Annotated in this window: 13 protein-coding genes and 1 other annotated feature; of the genes, 1 reads left to right on the forward strand and 12 read right to left on the reverse strand. The window is 40.8% G+C overall.

The features are described 5' to 3' along the window. Nucleotides 1–102: 102 nt before the first annotated feature. From ACK8P5_RS14415 to ACK8P5_RS14465, 11 genes are all read right to left on the reverse strand, one after another. Nucleotides 103–519 (reverse strand): VOC family protein, encoded by a 417-nt coding sequence (locus tag ACK8P5_RS14415; RefSeq protein ID WP_422656973.1) that lies wholly within the window; start codon nt 517–519, stop codon nt 103–105. 84 nt (nt 520–603) lie between these two features. After that, on the reverse strand, nt 604–1416 hold the full coding sequence (locus tag ACK8P5_RS14420) for a helix-turn-helix transcriptional regulator (RefSeq protein WP_422656974.1): 813 nt from the start codon (nt 1414–1416) through the stop codon (nt 604–606). A gap of 171 nt (nt 1417–1587) precedes the next feature. Then, nucleotides 1588–2244: a bacillithiol biosynthesis deacetylase BshB2 gene (bshB2, locus tag ACK8P5_RS14425; RefSeq protein ID WP_422656975.1), complete on the reverse strand. Its 657-nt coding sequence runs from the start codon at nt 2242–2244 to the stop codon at nt 1588–1590. A 20-nt stretch (nt 2245–2264) separates the two neighbouring features. Then, entirely contained in the window at nt 2265–2609 is a 345-nt protein-coding gene (locus ACK8P5_RS14430) for a YojF family protein (RefSeq protein ID WP_422656976.1), read from the reverse strand. A gap of 247 nt (nt 2610–2856) precedes the next feature. After that, on the reverse strand, nt 2857–4917 hold the full coding sequence (locus ACK8P5_RS14435) for a catalase (protein ID WP_422656977.1): 2061 nt from the start codon (nt 4915–4917) through the stop codon (nt 2857–2859). Nucleotides 4918–5115: 198 nt separating this feature from the next. Further along, a complete protein-coding gene (locus ACK8P5_RS14440; RefSeq protein ID WP_422656978.1) occupies nt 5116–6189 on the reverse strand; it encodes an AI-2E family transporter in 1074 nt (357 codons plus the stop codon). Nucleotides 6190–6395: 206 nt separating this feature from the next. Beyond that, nucleotides 6396–7160 carry an SDR family NAD(P)-dependent oxidoreductase gene (locus ACK8P5_RS14445; RefSeq protein WP_422656979.1) on the reverse strand — a complete coding sequence of 255 codons (765 nt, stop codon included), beginning with the start codon at nt 7158–7160 and terminating at the stop codon, nt 6396–6398. Nucleotides 7161–7259: 99 nt separating this feature from the next. Further along, the gene (gene metG / locus ACK8P5_RS14450; protein ID WP_422656980.1) at nt 7260–8903 is read right to left on the reverse strand and encodes a methionine--tRNA ligase; all 1644 of its coding nucleotides are present in this window, start codon (nt 8901–8903) and stop codon (nt 7260–7262) included. A 47-nt stretch (nt 8904–8950) separates the two neighbouring features. Next, nucleotides 8951–9215, reverse strand: a binding site (T-box leader). An 88-nt stretch (nt 9216–9303) separates the two neighbouring features. Then, entirely contained in the window at nt 9304–9864 is a 561-nt protein-coding gene (locus tag ACK8P5_RS14455; protein WP_422656981.1) for a hypothetical protein, read from the reverse strand. A gap of 86 nt (nt 9865–9950) precedes the next feature. After that, nucleotides 9951–11489 (reverse strand): ABC-F family ATP-binding cassette domain-containing protein, encoded by a 1539-nt coding sequence (locus ACK8P5_RS14460; RefSeq protein ID WP_422656982.1) that lies wholly within the window; start codon nt 11487–11489, stop codon nt 9951–9953. A 471-nt stretch (nt 11490–11960) separates the two neighbouring features. After that, nucleotides 11961–15158: a bifunctional cytochrome P450/NADPH--P450 reductase gene (locus ACK8P5_RS14465; RefSeq protein WP_422656983.1), complete on the reverse strand. Its 3198-nt coding sequence runs from the start codon at nt 15156–15158 to the stop codon at nt 11961–11963. Nucleotides 15159–15501: 343 nt separating this feature from the next. Here ACK8P5_RS14465 and ACK8P5_RS14470 point away from each other — a divergent pair, with 343 nt between their 5' ends. Continuing rightward, entirely contained in the window at nt 15502–16398 is an 897-nt protein-coding gene (locus ACK8P5_RS14470) for a LysR family transcriptional regulator (RefSeq protein WP_422656984.1), read from the forward strand. A gap of 218 nt (nt 16399–16616) precedes the next feature. On the opposite strand, the gene ACK8P5_RS14475 is transcribed toward ACK8P5_RS14470, so the two are convergent. Further along, on the reverse strand, nt 16617–17132 hold the full coding sequence (locus tag ACK8P5_RS14475; protein ID WP_422656985.1) for a hypothetical protein: 516 nt from the start codon (nt 17130–17132) through the stop codon (nt 16617–16619). Nucleotides 17133–17140 lie beyond the last annotated feature (8 nt).

Here is a 17140-nt window from a genome sequence, read left to right on the forward strand (position 1 = left end):
CCTCCTATTATTCTGAAATGATTCCTTTTGAACCAAACAAAAAAACATCGCCTTATCGGCGATGTTTTATAGTTAAGGTTAATTGATGTTGTACCCTAAAGATTACGCTTGTTCAACTGTACTTGGGTCCATATAGACTACTTCCCATAAATGACCGTTAATATCTTCGAAACTCCTACTGTACATAAAGCCGTGATCCACTGGATCATTAGTTGGTTGTCCACCCGCTGCCAGAGCTTTATTTACAATCTCATCCACCTGTTCTCTGTTCTCCGCAGAAATTGCTATGATCACTTCAGTAGAATTTGATGAATCAGAAATCTCTTTTTTCGTGAAGGTTTTGAAATAATCTTCAACTAATAACATTACATAAATATGTTCACTGATTACCATACAAGTTGCGTTCTCATTTGTGAACTGAGGATTAAACTCAAACCCGATCTCCGTGAAAAATTCAACCGTTTTATTAAGATCTTTTACTGGTAAATTCACAAATATTTTATCCGCTTTTAAAGCCATAATACGTTCACCTCTTCATTAGGATGTGTTATTCACGCCTTGTTATTTCGTTGTTATTTGCATCATAACATAGGATTCATCATATTATTTCTTCTCGATTGCTATTTCCGAATACTGCGGTGAAATTCGATTCAGAAAACTGCTCATAAGTAAAGGAAGTGAAATCAAAATGGGTGGATCATCTAAACGAGGTGGATACAGCATAATCTGCTGAAATGGCACACGATTTTCATTATTCACAACAATTGGCACTCTAGACCTTGTTCGAAGTGTAAATTTAGGAAGTAATATATCCGTTAAGTTTGTGCTCCAAGCTAGAGTCGTTGCCATTAAATAGTATGTACCTGGTTTAACATTTGCAAATGAGAAATAACCTAAAGATGATAGTAACGTTCCGTGGATCGGTATTCCTTCAGGTATTGGTTTAGGGAATAATCCAATCAATATGACACCTTCAAAGTGTTCCGTTGCATGAACCATACCTTCAACTTGGCCACAAGGATCGGCGTTCATATTTTCAGGTACCCAAGATTGAATCTGCTGGAGTGAGGAGAAAAAGCTTGAAGCATGTTCGGCTGAATTTCGAAACTGAGAAGGAGACATACCCACTCGTTCCGTAAATCTTGTAGTAAACGTTCCAAGACTCTGTTGACCTATTTCGAGTGCGATATCACGCACTGTCAAATTACTCTGCAAGAGTAAGTCCTTCGCCTTCTGTAACCGAATAGAAGAGACATAATATAATGGGGATAGCCCTACCCTCTCCTTAAATATTCGAGAGAAATGATAAGGACTATATGAGATATGCTGAGCGAGATGAGACAATGGAAGCGGATCATAGATGTGCTTATGGATATAAGCAATCACTTCATCGATTTCTGAATATAAATCTGACATCGATTCCTCCTACTTGGACTTAGATTCCAACAACCAAGAACAATCGTTCCCTAAAGATACTAGCATAAACTTGAAACACCGAAAATACTTAAAATTGATTTTCAAATAAAAAAAGCCCTGATCGCTATTCAAGCGTCAGAGCTGTAGTCTGTATTGTACTAGATCCCGAAGTTATTCAAATCGATAAGTCCAAAATGTTTCTCTAGCAAATCGTTTGTTAATTTCTTCTGGGCTCATTTGTTTGCTACCTAATAATTCAGCAGCTTGGAACTGTGACCGATGAGATTTAATAGAATTCATCTTCGCTTCAATATAAGCAGTCACATCAATAGACACATCTGCTTTGCCTAATGCTTCCTCACAATTTCGAGCGAAGGCAATACACAGAACCGTTGGTTGCTCTTGCTTCGGTAACTTCTGTATTGTCCGGACAACAGCCGCACCAGTGGCATCATGGTCTGGATGCACGCTGTATCCTGGATAAAAAGTATATACAAGTGTCGGTTGAATTTCTTTTAATAATTGATCAATGACGCCATCCAGAAATTCAGGATCCTCAAATTCAATCGTTTTATCATGAAAACCTAGCATTCTCAAGTCTTGGATGCCAATAGCACGACAAGACTCTTCCAACTCGACTTTACGAATTGAAGGAAGTGTAATACGATTCGCAATCAGAGGGGTTCCCATATTGCGTCCCATCTCACCCAATGTTAGACATGCATAAGTAACATGGTCTCCTTGATCTATATGCTTGGCCAGCGTGCCTGAAAGGCCGAAAGCCTCATCATCTGGGTGGGGTAATACAACCAGTATGCGTTGATTCATTCTTTCTCATCTCCTGTTCTTTAGAAGGGTTCCCGGCTTAATTGCAATGCAACAACGAGCTTACCTTGACTATCATGACCTGCCATGACCAGTCGTTCAGACTCATTCTTGTCATAATGGGTCAAACCTTCTGCGTAAATCCAGCCATGCTCCATCTTTAATCCAACCCGAAATGTTCCATTTCCTGAAATAGATCCATGAGTGTAACGGATTTGGGCATTTGTAATAAAATTGGCAGCAGGATGTTTGGAAATATCGTGATGGGAAGCATAAGCTCCCGTAGTAAGCTCAAGATGTATATAAAGATCTTGATCTGTCAGCTTATCGATCATGTTTTGAACTTCTGTTTGATGAATGAGCTCCATAATTCCCTCCGTATTTAAATCGTAGAATACATACATATTAGTTATCACTAATATGATTATTTTAGCATACTTATTTATAAAGAAAAAACGAAACTTCATATTTGTATGAATGTTACTTTAAAAAAGAAAGAGAGAAAACGATTACATTTTTTTGTGTTTATTCAAAGAATAAGGGCACGGAAAATGAAGAGAACTTCATTTTTCATGCCCTTATTCGAAAGCTTATCTAATAGATATTAAATTGATTTTAAACCGTTCTTGACCAATGTCTATGCGCTGTGATGGCTTCTAGCAAGCTTTTCCCGAAACTTTGAATATCGCCGTTCATTTCAGAAGTTACAATTCCCGGACCCTCCGTTTTCGGTAACAGCTCAGCCCCTTCACCAATAGCTCCAATGGGTTTGAAATGTTGATAGGCTTCTTTTACAAAATCAATGACCTTAGGTTCGGTAAGCAGGTTATCCACGCTCTGTCTGCCCCCTGCTACAAGTACTGCATCAAATAAAACAGAATCTGCGCCGAGAAGTGAGTGCTTCACTTCAAGTCTGTTTACACCGTCACTTGTAACATAACCCAGTTTTGGACTCACGATTTCAGCTTGTACTCCCGCTTCCATCAACGTTTGAAGCACACTTGTTAACGCCTCATCCTGATAACCATCTCCAACAAGAACAGCAACTTTACGTGTGACCGGTGTATGGATTGTGTTCATGATACTTAACGCAGGAGATGACTGCGTAGAAGCAGATCCCTTCGCCTCGGGAGGAATCGTTCCAAGACCATCTGAAATACGAATAGCCAAATCTCCATCCACATTTGCGAACATATCTACTACATTCTGACGAATCTCTTTGCTCTGTACCTTCCCAAGTTCGAACTGGAATGCAGATACAATATGTTGTTTTTCTACATCGGACATGCTGTTCCAGAACAGCGCGGCCTGACTATAGTGGTCTTTGAAGCTTTCACTCCGCTGACGAACCTTGCGTCCCTCTACTTTCTCCGTATAATGCTCATATCCCCCTTGATCCGCAGGAACCGGACGTGGAGAATTATTGGCAATACCATTCTTATGATAGCTTACCTGCCCTGGATTAATCGTCATACGGTGCATACCGTCCCGCTGATTGTTATGAACAGGCACGATCGGTCGGTTGATCGGAATCTCGTGGAAGTTCGGACCCCCAAGTCTTGACAATTGCGTATCCGTATATGAGAATAGTCGTCCTTGAAGTAGTGGATCATTGGTAAAATCAATACCAGGAACCACATGACCTGGATGGAAGGCAATTTGCTCCGTTTCTGCAAAGAAATTATCTGTATTTCGATTTAATGTCATTTTACCGATGATGCGAACTGGAATCAATTCTTCCGGCCACAGCTTCGTTGGATCAAGAATATCAAAGTCGAAATTAAACTCTTCATCTTCTTTAATAATTTGAATCCCTAGTTCGAACTCAGGATAATTACCCGTATCGATGGCGTCCCACAGATCGCGGCGATTAAAGTCCGGATCTTTACCTGCCAGCTTTTGTGTCTCATCCCATACCAAAGAATGCGTACCAAGTGTCGGCTTCCAGTGGAACTTCACGAAATGTGCTTCGCCCACTTCATTAATAAAGCGGAATGTATGTACACCGAAGCCCTCCATCATTCGTAAGCTGCGAGGAAGAGAGCGGTCAGACATAGCCCACATCACCATATGTGCACTCTCTGTATTGTTAGCAACGAAATCCCAGAATGTATCGTGTGCCGATTGGGCTTGAGGTATCTCATTATGCGGTTCAGGCTTTACGGCATGAATGAAATCAGGGAATTTCATCGCATCTTGAATGAAAAATACAGGCATATTATTTCCGACTAGGTCGTAGTTACCTTCTTCTGTATAGAACTTCGTAGCAAAGCCTCTTACGTCCCTAACCGTATCCGCTGAACCTCTGGAACCTGCTACGGTTGAGAACCGAACAAATACAGGTGTTTGAACAGAAGGATCTTGAAGGAACTTGGCTCTTGTATATTCTTTCATCGATTCATAAACTTGAAAATATCCATGTGCCCCGAAACCTCTAGCGTGAACAATTCGCTCAGGTATACGTTCATGGTCGAAGTGAGTCATCTTCTCTCTGAAATGGAAATCTTCCATTAATGTAGGTCCACGGTCTCCTACCTTCAGAGAATGTTCATCCTCAGACACCGTTAACCCTTGATTCGTCGTCATCTTCTTCCCGTCATTATGAACCCGAAATTCTTCCAGTTGTTCATCTTTGCTAGTTCTGTTCTCGTTGTTTGAATTTTCGCGATTGTTCATTTGTGTTCAACCTCCAGTTCAAAAATAGGTGAGCATCCGACGATGTGAGTTTTGATTATTGCAAAGAGTACATCAGCTCGCTGAGTTATTACCCGACTAAGGAAGTTACGAATCCATCTTCACGAATTCTTCATGAGATAACGCAAAAACACGTGCAGACAAGCTGCACGTGTTAAATAATCAATATCTCGTATTCGATTAAGCTTTCTCCCATCGCTCTTTGAAAAATCTGGCATACACGCGTGTTACTACAATTTTGATTACCATATATACAGGAATAACGACGATAATCCCGACAATACCGAACAAATCACCACCTGCAAATACTAATACAATAGTCGTTAACGGATGAATATCCAGCTGTTTTCCGAAAATGTATGGCGCAATGAGATTATCTTGAATTTGCTGAGCCACAAGTATAATTACAAGTGACCAAATAGCTACTGAAGGTGATTCCACCAATCCTATAATCACAATAGGTACTGACGAAAGGATCGCACCTACAAACGGAATGAAGTTCATAATTACCGCGATGACGGTGAGCAGAAGAGCATAAGGCAGACCGATGATAATAAAACCAATATACATAAGCACACCAAGTGCCAAGTTCACGAGCACTCTACCTACAATAAAGTTACTAAGTGCCTTGTCAATATCATTCATCGTTTCAGTTCCCTCTTCACGAAACCGCTTTGGCATAAAGCTAACAATTTTCTGACCAAACTTTCCGCCTTCTTTTAACATATAGTAAAGGAAGATTGGGAAGGTGAAGAGGATAATTGCAAAGTTCGATAATACTGAGAATAAACTCGTTATATAGTTGGAAAGTAAGACAAACCCTTTGTTAAGATACTCTGTAATTTGCGTGAGCATACTCTTATCCTCAGGGAAAATACTCGAGAGGAATGGGTAATCTTCCAGCTTCTCTAATTGCTTCGCAAGGGCATTAAACAGATAAGGTGCGTTCCGCTCCAGAGCATCAATCTGTTTGCTTAGAGATGGCCATACACCGAGTATAAACCCTGTCAAAATAACAGCAATCACGACATACAGTAGAATAATCGCTAAAGATCTATTCAGTTTCTTCCTCTCCAGAAAGTTAACCAGCGGCCTCAATAAATAGTAGAAGAAGCCTGACAGCAATACGGGAACAATGATGAGTAAACTGAATAAGGCGAGTACTGGTTTGAATATGAAATCAACCAAGGAACCCAAGTAAATAATAATCAAGACTAAGATGACACCAATACAAACTTTATAGAACTTATTCATGCTAATCTGCGCGGCCCCCAACTTCAATTTATGTACATTTATTATGTCTGCATCTTGTATAACGCAGTATTCAAATATTATAGCAGAACATTGCTTTCATCCAAAATCAAGACTCCTATGTCATGAACATTCATTCTATAACATATCTTTATTCTTTCTTTAAAATAACAAAAGATACGAAATTAATCGTATCTCTTGTTCTATCACTATATAGACGGCATTATATTGCCACCACATACCGGGATATACGCCCCTGTTGTAAAAGATGCAAGATCAGACGCTAGGAATGCAACCATATTCGCTATTTCCTGATCCGTCCCTCTCCTCTGTAGGGGTACAGATGACTCGTATGATTCACTATGCTCTGTCCCATTCTCACGATCTCGATCACTTACAGTCCACCCGGGTGCCACTTGGTTGACCGTTATCCCATGTTCCCCAATCTCTTTTGCGAGCACCCGGTACACACCATCCATGCCGCGCTTTCCAGCTACATAGGCAGACTGTGATGGGAGGTTCTGCATCGAACATTCCGTATTAATGCCAATCATTCGGCCACCTTTTCGTTCAATCATTGCTGGAACAAAAGCCTTTGCAAGATACACACTCTGCATCACACACGAATTAAACTGGCTCTCGTAATCGGATGGAGATTGCTCCAATACCGATGTCCAAGCATATTGCTCCACCGCGTTAGCAACAACAATATGAGGAAGATATCCATAATGTGCGAATACTTCATCCTTCATCTGAAGAACAGATGATTGCTCCGTGATGTCTGCTTGAACGATTAAAGCCTCTCTACCCAGTTCTTGAACTTCTTTCTGAAGTTCATCCGCTTTTTCACGGCTACTTCGGTAATGAATGACCACATCTGCGCCACACTCAGCAAGCGTCCGCACCATGACCCGACCAAGTTGTCCCCCTGCTCCCGTTATTAAAGCAAGTTTATCTTTTAAATCGATGTTCATTATGATGAACTCCTCTCAAATATCTCTTTCATGTTGTATTCGATGGAAAAGATGCTCACCCTTCTTAAAGGCTTATATTATTTTGACCAAGATATATTGCTATTCTGACAGCTGATTGTTCAGTAGTGTTGTCTCCTCATCTATCCGCTTAACATCAATTCGTTCAAACAGTATTATAAGCCCGACTATTCTCTGTTGAGACGATACAAACACAGGCTTCCATGTAGGCTCTTTCAAATTCAGAAATCCTCTAACTTTCTCACATGAAAAAGGAATAAACGGGTTTAGCAACTGAGCGAGATTAGCAATCGTCTGCACACATGTATACAAGGTTTGTTCGCATGCATCTCGTTGCTCCTTCAATTGAAGCCACGGCTTTTGTTCGTCAAAGTATTTGTTTGCCTTGCGAATACTAGAAAAGATTAACTCTAGGGCTTCCTTAAGTTGACCGCTTTCAATAAGTGTCCCTGCTTTCAAGTAAAGTTCTTCAATGTTATTTCGCCATGTCTCAGATATTTCACCTTTTGGTATTTCTCCGTTAAATGACTTTTCAATAAAAGCTAATGTCCGATTAACGAAATTACCATAAGCACCAAGTAACTCTCCGTTGTGGCTGTGTATAAATTCCCTCCACGAGAAATCAGCATCCCGCTTTTCTGGTCCATTAGCTATTAGGAAGTAGCGAATCGAATCTGGATCATACCGCCTTAATAAATCTGGAACCCAAACAGCCCAATTCCTACTGGTTGAGAACTTCTGTCCTTCAAGAGTCATGTATTCACAGGAAATAATTTTATCAGGGAGATGAAATCCTCCGATTCCCAGTAAAATCGCTGGCCATATTAAAGTATGAAAAGGTACGTTATCTTTGCCGTGTACATAATACGATACGATATCACCTTTTCCCTCAAGCCAGAATGACTCACAGTTTCCACCAACCTCATCAGCCCACTGTTTGCTTGCCGATAAATAACCGCATACTGCTTCTATCCAAACATAGATTTTTTTATCCTCGAAACCGCTCACTGGAACATCGACTCCCCAAGATAAGTCCCTTGTAACTGCCCGGTCTTTAAGCCCCTCCATAAGATACCGACTCGTCAACAGCTTGGCGTTCTCCCTCCATCCTTTCTCACGATACAGATAATCCTCTAGTTGACTCTGAAAATGAGATAACGAAATGTAGAAATGCTCTGTTGGACGTTCTACTGGTGTCGATCCGCATAATTTGCACGATCTATCCCTCAGATCTAAAGGATCTAGCAAGGTAGAGCAGAAATCACACTGATCTCCACGTGCACGATGTCCGCAAACCGGACAAGTTCCTTCCACATAGCGGTCCGGCAAAAACTGACGATCCGTCTCACAATAATTCTGCTGTATTGTTTTTCTATACAAATATTTGTTGTCGAGCAACTTTAAGAATAACTCCTTCACCACATTATGGTGATAATCCACATCAGTTCGGGTGTACTTATCATATGAGAATCCCAACTTCTCAAAGCACTCAAGAAATTCCTTATGATATCTGCCCGCATAATCCGAAGGTGATACACCTTCTTTCGCAGCTTGAACAGCTACGGGTGTGCCGTGACAATCACTTCCTGAAACAAACAGTACGTTATCACCTTTAGCACGGAAATAACGTGCCAGCACATCCCCCGGAAGTAGACTCGCTAGTCTTCCCAAATGTAACGATCCGTTAGCATACGGCCATGCACCACCAATAAAAATGTTCGTCATAAGTGATTCCTCCTTATATTTTTAGGCAACAAAAAAAGCCCTCATCCCAAAGGGACGAGAGCTTTGCTCACGTGGTACCACCCAATTTTACAAATGTCTCGCGACATTCACCTCTTCAGGTACGACGCATAAAAATGCGTGTATACCCTAGCACGTTAACGGGTGCGGGTTCCGGCGCAGCCTACTCCCTTATAGGGTTCGAAGCGCAGCTCAGAGACCATATTCCCACAGATATTCTTTACTCCTTTTCAGCTACCGGAGCTCTCTGTTTAAAGAAATCACCATGGTACTCTTTCTCTTCTCAGCTTTTTACAGAATATTCAAGTTAATGGATATTATACGGAATAGACTTATAAAGTCAACCCTATGTGTATGAAGAAGGGCGCATTTTTATTCACATTCATGATTTCGATGAATCGATATATTGTTTCAATTCTTTATTCAACTCAAGCAGTTTACGATAGTCATCATTCTTATTAATGTCTAACGTAACTTCTGCGCCTTCCAAGGAATCGGGAACGTAGTAAACCTTAGAGAGTGATGATATTAACATTTCTGATTGCTTCATCATCTTGGAGTAACTCGCCTGATCGTCTTCTGTTAATTTCCCATTCTTCGCATAACTTCTCTTGATTCCATCTGCAATCTGCTTCATATTCTTCGCAATCGGTGTCAATACTTGTGCATGAACCGCTTCATCTACGGTTTGAGAGTGAGCTTCTATCACAGATAACGAGGTATAAAGATCTTCAATATGTTCTCTGTCTAGGGAACTTTCTTTATTTTGCAGTATTGTACTATAACCGAACCATACTTGATATAACGATGAGCCTGTCACGCTCTCCAACGTGCCTTTAGCGCTGTACGCTGTGTTCTGTTCCTTCTTAAGGATCGTTGAACACACTAGGATAACAACAACCAACCCGGCTAAAATCAAATAAATACTGCGGCATTTAATCAAAATGCTTCACTCCGTATATTGAACCTGATCATTACATCTCTCCTGTTCATTCCATGGAATTTTACACCATATTATTATAGATTGAATTAGCTTCTATGCCAATCCTGTACATTCCACACATCAGTTACCCAATCTTTATAAAATTCAGGCTCATGGGAGACTAATATTATCGTCCCTTCATATTTCTCAAGCGCACCTTGTAATGATGCCTTCGCTTGAACGTCGAGATGATTCGTAGGTTCATCCAGAATAAGCATATTGCTAGGTGTAATCATTAATTTACTCAACCGGACCTTGGCTTGTTCACCACCACTCAATAGAGACATGGATCGACGAATATGCTTATCGGTCAACCCTGCGCTTGCGAGCGTCTGTCTAATTTCTTTTTGCGTCAGATCTGGACGAAAGCTCCATAAATACTCTAGAGGAGTCTCTTGAGGCGTTTCAGATTCCTGTGCAAAATATCCTGCCTTAACTCCGTCACCGATCTGTATTGAACCACTAAGCGGGGAAATGTCGCCAAGTAATGTTTTTAACATTGTAGATTTTCCGATGCCATTATGACCAGTAACTGCAATCTTTTCTCCTCGTTTTACTAGTAGATCCTTAGGTCCAAATAAAGATTTGCTGTAACCGATATGAATCTGCTGTGCCTCTATAACCTTGTTTACAGGCTCAAGATGTACCGAAAACTTGAAACGAGGTATTGGGGCAGTCTTTTGAAGTTCAATGCGCTGCATTTTCGACAATACTTTTTCCCGGCTTTTCGCTTGCTTTGCATTACGATTTCGGTTCTTCTGCACGAAGTTTTCGAGCCTATCAATTTCTTTTTGCTGCCGGACATAGGCTTGTTGAAGCTGCTGTCGATTAAGTTCATAACGAGTTTTAAAAGCATCATAGTTACCTGAATAACGTTTGATAACCTGGTGCTCTAAGTGAAATATCGTACTCGTCACTTCATTCATGAACGATTCGTCATGGGATACAACGAGGTAAGCTGACTCATAACGCTTAAGATAAGAAATAAGCCACTCGATATGAACATCATCGAGATAATTTGTCGGTTCATCTAGCAGAAGGACTTCGGGCTGAGCGAGTAATAGCTTACCTAGCAACAGCTTTGTACGCTGACCACCACTCAGTTCACTTACATCCCGCTCCACACCCAGATCTAGTATGCCTAATCCAGCTGCTACTTCTTGAATTTGTATATCCAATTGATAAAAACCGCTAATCTCTAAATTATTTTGAAGTTGACCGTACTGGGTTAAAAGAGTCTCCAAATCTTCTGAGCTAGAAGCCATCCGTTCAGCTGCAGCTAGCATTTGACGTTCCTGATCATATAGATGACGGAATACGTCTTGCAGGGCTTCTATCACAGTAGTTCCAGCCTTCAAATCCTGGTGCTGCTGTAGGAACCCAACTTTAATACCGGGGTGCCACGTGACAGATCCAGAGTCCGGCATAATCTCTTCTGTCAAAATCCGAAGAAATGTAGATTTCCCAGCCCCATTACTTCCCACCAAGCCTGCATGCTCTCCCGGCAATAACCGGAAATCCAATCCATGAAATAGCTGTTTATCACCAAATGTATGTGTAAGCTGCTGTACATTAACAATACTCATCTCTATTCTCTCCTTTAGGTTTCAATTCTGAACCCAACCGAATAGAGCAATAGAAAGAACGATATTCATTTTTCTCAAGCAGAAATAAATTCGCCGTCCTACGATATAGAGCAACGAAATAGAGCAACGAAGTCTCTCTGCTATTATTTTAGTATACAAAAAATGGGCAAGGTGAACTTACACCCTGCCCATTACAATATAACACTGTAAAGTCATGGAAGAATGACGTTCTCTTAGTCTACTGTTCTTCGGTTGGAATAGCATAAATGGGCAGACTTCTCCCGTCTATCCCAAATTCCGAACTAAAACAGTAGATAAAAAGAACATTTATCCTTCCTCCTCGCCTCTTCGTGTTGATGAAATCATTATCTCGCATTTTTAATAATGCTTAGTAAAAAATACAAATAGAAGTATAACTTCTCTTTTCAAATTTTGTCAACATGTAAATACTACGGTAACTATCCTAATTCATTAATCTCCGGACCAGACGTCTTTAGCAAAGCGACCTTCGTCCTGAAGCTGTTGCATCCAATTAACCGCCTCTATATCTTCCACACCATGTATTGTCTTATATGCTTCTTGAAGCGTGGCTTCAACCTCTGGAGCCATCTTTGTACCATCTCCGCAAATATATAGATGTCCACCCTGACGTTCCAACATATCAATGATGTGCTCGGATTGTTCTTTTAGCAGGTGCTGTACATATGTTTTTGGTGTCCCGTCACGTCTAGAACATGCAACATGAAGCTCGACTAGTCCATCCTTCTCAAATTGCTCCATCTCAGATCTATAGATGTAGTCCATATCATTTCGGCACCCATAAAACAGATGTGCTTCTCCTACCGCTATACCCTTCTGCTTCATCCTACTACGTGACTGTAAAAATCCACGGAATGGAGCAACTCCGGTTCCCGGTCCAACCATAATAATCGGAACTTCTGGATTGTCCGGCAGTCTAAAGCTTGATTCCGGCGTTCGAATGAATATCATAATCTCTTCTCCAGGTTGGAGATCGGTCAGATAGTTTGAAGCGACTCCGTAGTATTCCCCTCTACCTTTCCAAGCAGAACCATGCACCACTCCTACCGTAATTGAAGCTGTATTCGGACTAACAAGAGGGGAGCTTGAGATGGAATAATATCTCGGTTTTAATGGCGGAAGCAACGCTAAGAACCGCTCAAATGGCATTTCACAAGCCTCGTATTGCTCAAGTAGGTCTAGCATACTCAAGCGTTTATTCAGAACCTGACTTGTATAGACCGTTTCCTCAAGAAGTGCTTCCAATTCTCGCTTATGCGGAGGACACGTTGTATAAGCTGCAAGCTCTCGTATTTGGGCACGGCTAGCTGATTCTTGTACCTCAACACTATGACTAAGCAAATCATATAAGCTTACTGGGCGTTCCAGAGGAAGGTGAGCTTCACTCCGACCACTGGACGAGAGAACTAGCAATTCATTTCCGTTTAAATTAAAACGATTCAAAATCCGCTCCACATTCAAGTGACTATTCGCAGGCAAAACGCCAAGATGATCGCCTTCTTCATAGGTTATCCCTTCGGAAAGTGCAATCTCAATATGAGTGGTACGGCGGTCGCTTTCAGGTCGTTGAAGCCCACGATTCTCTGTGATTGTAGCATTGAAAGCGTCATAGGCTTGTGCAAGCGGAGCTCCGGCTACACCATGAACAAACTTTACATTGAGTGAGTTTCTTTCTAATTCCGCCTCTTGATTTAGGGATAGATCAAACTCTTTTATCAGATCTGTCCACAATTGGCTTTTCCACGCATCTAGATGCGATTCGAAATCCCCACTGGCATCCCCCTCGCCCCGCTTCGAGATTCGGTCAGCTCCCTTCTTCTCCAGTAACTCGTCTATCATTCTAGGTACTGCCTGATACGTAGTTGACCAAGTCCGATCCCCGCATCCAAACACCGCAAATTTTACCCCTTTTAGTTCACCCTTCTCTAGTTGCTCCATCCATTGTACAAACTCTCTGGCGTTACTAGCAGGCTTACCATTATAGGATGCGGCAACAATAACGACAGCACCTTCCGTTGGAAGATTGTTGATTCGACTGTTTAATGAAGCAGCTTCCGCTTTAATTCCTTGAAGCTTCGCAATATCTGCAATTTCTCTTGCAATACTCTCAGCTGTTCCAAGATTAGAACCGTATAGCACAAGTAGAGGTATTGAATTTTCTTCTGTCACCGATACACCTTGAATAACATCGTTTTTCTGTGAGCTTTGATTTTCAATTGGATCGCTTGACTGCAGTGGATTTTGAATCACTTTTTGCTCACGAGCACGAACTTTTATTTCAAAATCATCAGGTTTCAACGTTAATGTTTCCTTCACCTTTAGTTGATAATGATGATGATCGATAAATTCGAAATGCTTCAAGATCATCCCTAATACCAAGGTAGCTTCATGTAGAGCGAACTGTTGTCCGATGCAAGCTCTTTGACCGTTTCCAAATGGTTTATAGGCGTGAACAGGCACCTTACTTTGATCTTGGAAGCGTTCTGGGCGGAAATCATCTACATCATCACCCCATGCTAGCGGATCTCGATGAAGTTTAGGAATCAAGACATTGACACTCTCACCTTTATGCAGCTGAAACTTACCTGCTAACATTGTATCTTCTTTGGCATATACCGAAAATGCCGGTGCTGTCGGCCACAGACGCAATGATTCATTCAGAATCATTCGTATGTATTTCAGGTCGAGAACTTGTTTATACGTTGGGATGGGTCCGGTCAGAATCCGATCGACCTCTTCATAGGCTTTTTGCAGTACTTCAGGATTATTCATAAGATAATAAACCGCAAAGGATAAAAGTCCGCTCGTAGTTTCATGACCCGCAATTAGAAAAGTGATAATCTGATATCGTATATTTTCATCATCCAAGCCTTCCCCGGACTCAGGATCTTTACTTGATAGCATTCGAGAGAGTAAATCCCCTGTCCCCTTATCTTCACCTGATTTACGTTCAGAAATGATTTGATCCACTAAGGAGAACATCGTTTCAACATCTTGAGTAAACTGCCGTTTGGTCATTACCATCAGCTTATCTTGAATTCCAAGCCGACTTAATTGGCTCATCGCTTCATCAAGCGCCCTAACCATGCTTGTTATGAACGGATGGGGCTGTTCACGATAAAAACTATTAAAGCGGTAATTAAATCCGCATAGCCCGATCGTATCCAGCGTAAGCCTGGTCATGTCTTCTGGTACATTGACACTTTCATCCGGATTCAAACGGGTCCACTTTTGAACTAGCTGAACGCCTATGTCTACCATCATCGAATGATAGCCCTGCATCGCTCTTTGACTAAAGCTGGGGATGAGGATGTTATGTGCTTTTTGCCAGTTTGGCTCTTCCGTCCAGCTGGTAAATAGACCATCTCCACCAAATGAACGTACTTTTTGAAGTGGCGCCCATACTCTCTTGTCAAAACGGTCTTCATCACAAGCATCTGCCACAAGTTCCTCGCTTGAAATATAAACATCGTTCCGCCCTTTTGGATACTGCATCCGAAATATGGGACCTAGATCATAGGCAAGTTTTGTCAAGGATTGAATAGGCTTTTCCGTATCTAATAATGGTAAATTTCCTAAAGGACCATACGTCTTGGGTTGCGGAATTTGAAATCTCTGATTGATTGACATGATTAATCTCCTCCTTTATTTCTCACGTGAATGACTATCGTTTTTAGGATCCAATGGCTTACTTAGCCATTGAATGAAGTGCAGCACCTCTCTCCAATATCATGCGTATATTATAATTTTGAGTTTTATATAATCTCTTAAAATAACAGTAACATATGTTAATTGCTCCATAAAATGTACTAAAAGTACACATGACTCAACTTTGAGTTCAGTAAGTCGAATAGTCATATCTTGGAAGCTACTAAATTTGACCATGCACATGAAGGAAACTATACTAAATATTCAGGAAATAAATAGAATGAAGGATTAACTTAACTACAAGTATAGTGAAAGAGGAATCTTCATGAATATTGAACAACTGAAATATGTTAGGCGAGTCGCGAGTAGTGGCTCTTTTACCCAAGCAGCTCAGTCATGTCATGTTACGGTTACTGGCATCAGTCGTGCAGTTTCACAACTGGAAGCTGAATTAGGAATCAAAATATTCACCCGCTCACGCAGCGGTGCCGTTCCAACACATGAAGGAAAAATGATCATAAGTAAAGCGAATCTTATATTAAATCAATTGGACGAGTTAATTTCTGAAGCGAATAGCTATAAAGAAATGAATGAAGCGAAGCTGCGTATCTCTACAATCCCTGGTCCAACATCCATTCTTATCGATGTATTAACGGGCTTACGCAAAGAATTTCCAAGTATTCGTCTCCATATTTCTGAACAAGGTACGACTACAGTATTAGATGATGTTAGGTCAGGTCGGAGTGATGTAGGGTTCGTTCTGTTTAGCGAGGAGATGATGCTTAAGCATCGAGGTTTGCACTTCGAACAACTTGTGAACGGTCAATTAGCACTTGGAGTAAGTAAACACTCCCCGCTTGCATCCTTGAAAAGTGTCACGGTCAAAGACCTGCACTTAAGCCAGTTCGTATTGTATAACGATCCTTATATCATCGATTACGTGGAGCATTTAGGTGATTCTGTTGATGTCCTATTCACTAGCAATAATATCGAATCTATTATGAAAGCAGTTAACGAAAATATAGCAGTCACGTTAGGAACGGATTATTCGTTTCGTGCGAACCCGCTCGTAGATCAAGGTGATGTCCTCCCTATACCACTAGAGATGTCTCATCACGAAATACCCTACCTGTGGTCAGTCTCATCCTTAGATAACCAATCGTCTAAAGCCGCTCAAATATTTGTCAAACGAATGATTAACTTACTGCAAAGGTATCAGTGATCAAACATGATTATTTCAAAAAGATATATTAAAAAAAACACCTAGGCTGTAAAATGGCGTTGGTCTAAGGCATGCACCATTTTGGCATCAAAAAAAGAAACCGTACCTCAATTATTACCGAGGGACGGTTTCTTTTTCCATTCAGATAGCCACTTTAGAAAAAAAGTACTAGACCACATTAACACTAAACGTTTTCTATTTGTCGAACAAAGTTATAATTAAATCGAGATGTCTAATAAGGGTTTAATATGCTGATCAGCTGCATTTAGTTGATTAGAAAACCTCTTAGAATTCTCGTATTCTTTAGGTAAAACACTTAGAAATAATTTGATCTGGTCGACCACTTTTAACAGCACTTCGGGATCAACATCATCACTAATAATTTGTTGTCTAACAAGAGATTCATAACGATGCCTAAATATCATAAAATCATTTACTAATTCATCCAACTCACTAAAACTTTTAGTATTTTCTTTAAGTTGAGTTAATCGGTCATTCACAAAAATAATGATTGTGTACACATCAAACATTTGCGAAACATCATCAAGTTTTGCCCCATTTGTTGGAGAAAGCGTCCTATCTAACGTCTGTACACTTGAAACGAAGCTAGCATAATAATCCGATCTAGCCTTAACTTCCTTCTTACTACTTAAGCTGTTAATTGATATCATGATTGAAGTGATGGTCAAGAAAACGACAACAACTATGATAACTTTAGAATGTCTTTTTTGCATTAAATATA

This window comes from Paenibacillus sp. EC2-1, from assembly GCF_049311625.1.
GTDB lineage: Bacteria > Bacillota > Bacilli > Paenibacillales > Paenibacillaceae > Paenibacillus_AQ.

Bases quoted from the DNA above. Each gene is read 5' to 3' on its own strand.
- ACK8P5_RS14415 (WP_422656973.1), bottom strand. From the start codon at position 519: ATGGCTTTAAAAGCGGATAAAATATTTGTGAATTTACCAGTAAAAGAT.
- ACK8P5_RS14420 (WP_422656974.1), bottom strand. From the start codon at position 1,416: ATGTCAGATTTATATTCAGAAATCGATGAAGTGATTGCTTATATCCAT.
- bshB2 (WP_422656975.1), bottom strand. From the start codon at position 2,244: ATGAATCAACGCATACTGGTTGTATTACCCCACCCAGATGATGAGGCT.
- ACK8P5_RS14430 (WP_422656976.1), bottom strand. From the start codon at position 2,609: ATGGAGCTCATTCATCAAACAGAAGTTCAAAACATGATCGATAAGCTG.
- ACK8P5_RS14435 (WP_422656977.1), bottom strand. From the start codon at position 4,917: ATGAACAATCGCGAAAATTCAAACAACGAGAACAGAACTAGCAAAGAT.
- ACK8P5_RS14440 (WP_422656978.1), bottom strand. From the start codon at position 6,189: ATGAATAAGTTCTATAAAGTTTGTATTGGTGTCATCTTAGTCTTGATT.
- ACK8P5_RS14445 (WP_422656979.1), bottom strand. From the start codon at position 7,160: ATGAACATCGATTTAAAAGATAAACTTGCTTTAATAACGGGAGCAGGG.
- metG (WP_422656980.1), bottom strand. From the start codon at position 8,903: ATGACGAACATTTTTATTGGTGGTGCATGGCCGTATGCTAACGGATCG.
- ACK8P5_RS14460 (WP_422656982.1), bottom strand. From the start codon at position 11,489: ATGAGTATTGTTAATGTACAGCAGCTTACACATACATTTGGTGATAAA.
- ACK8P5_RS14465 (WP_422656983.1), bottom strand. From the start codon at position 15,158: ATGTCAATCAATCAGAGATTTCAAATTCCGCAACCCAAGACGTATGGT.
- ACK8P5_RS14470 (WP_422656984.1), top strand. From the start codon at position 15,502: ATGAATATTGAACAACTGAAATATGTTAGGCGAGTCGCGAGTAGTGGC.
- ACK8P5_RS14475 (WP_422656985.1), bottom strand. From the start codon at position 17,132: ATGCAAAAAAGACATTCTAAAGTTATCATAGTTGTTGTCGTTTTCTTG.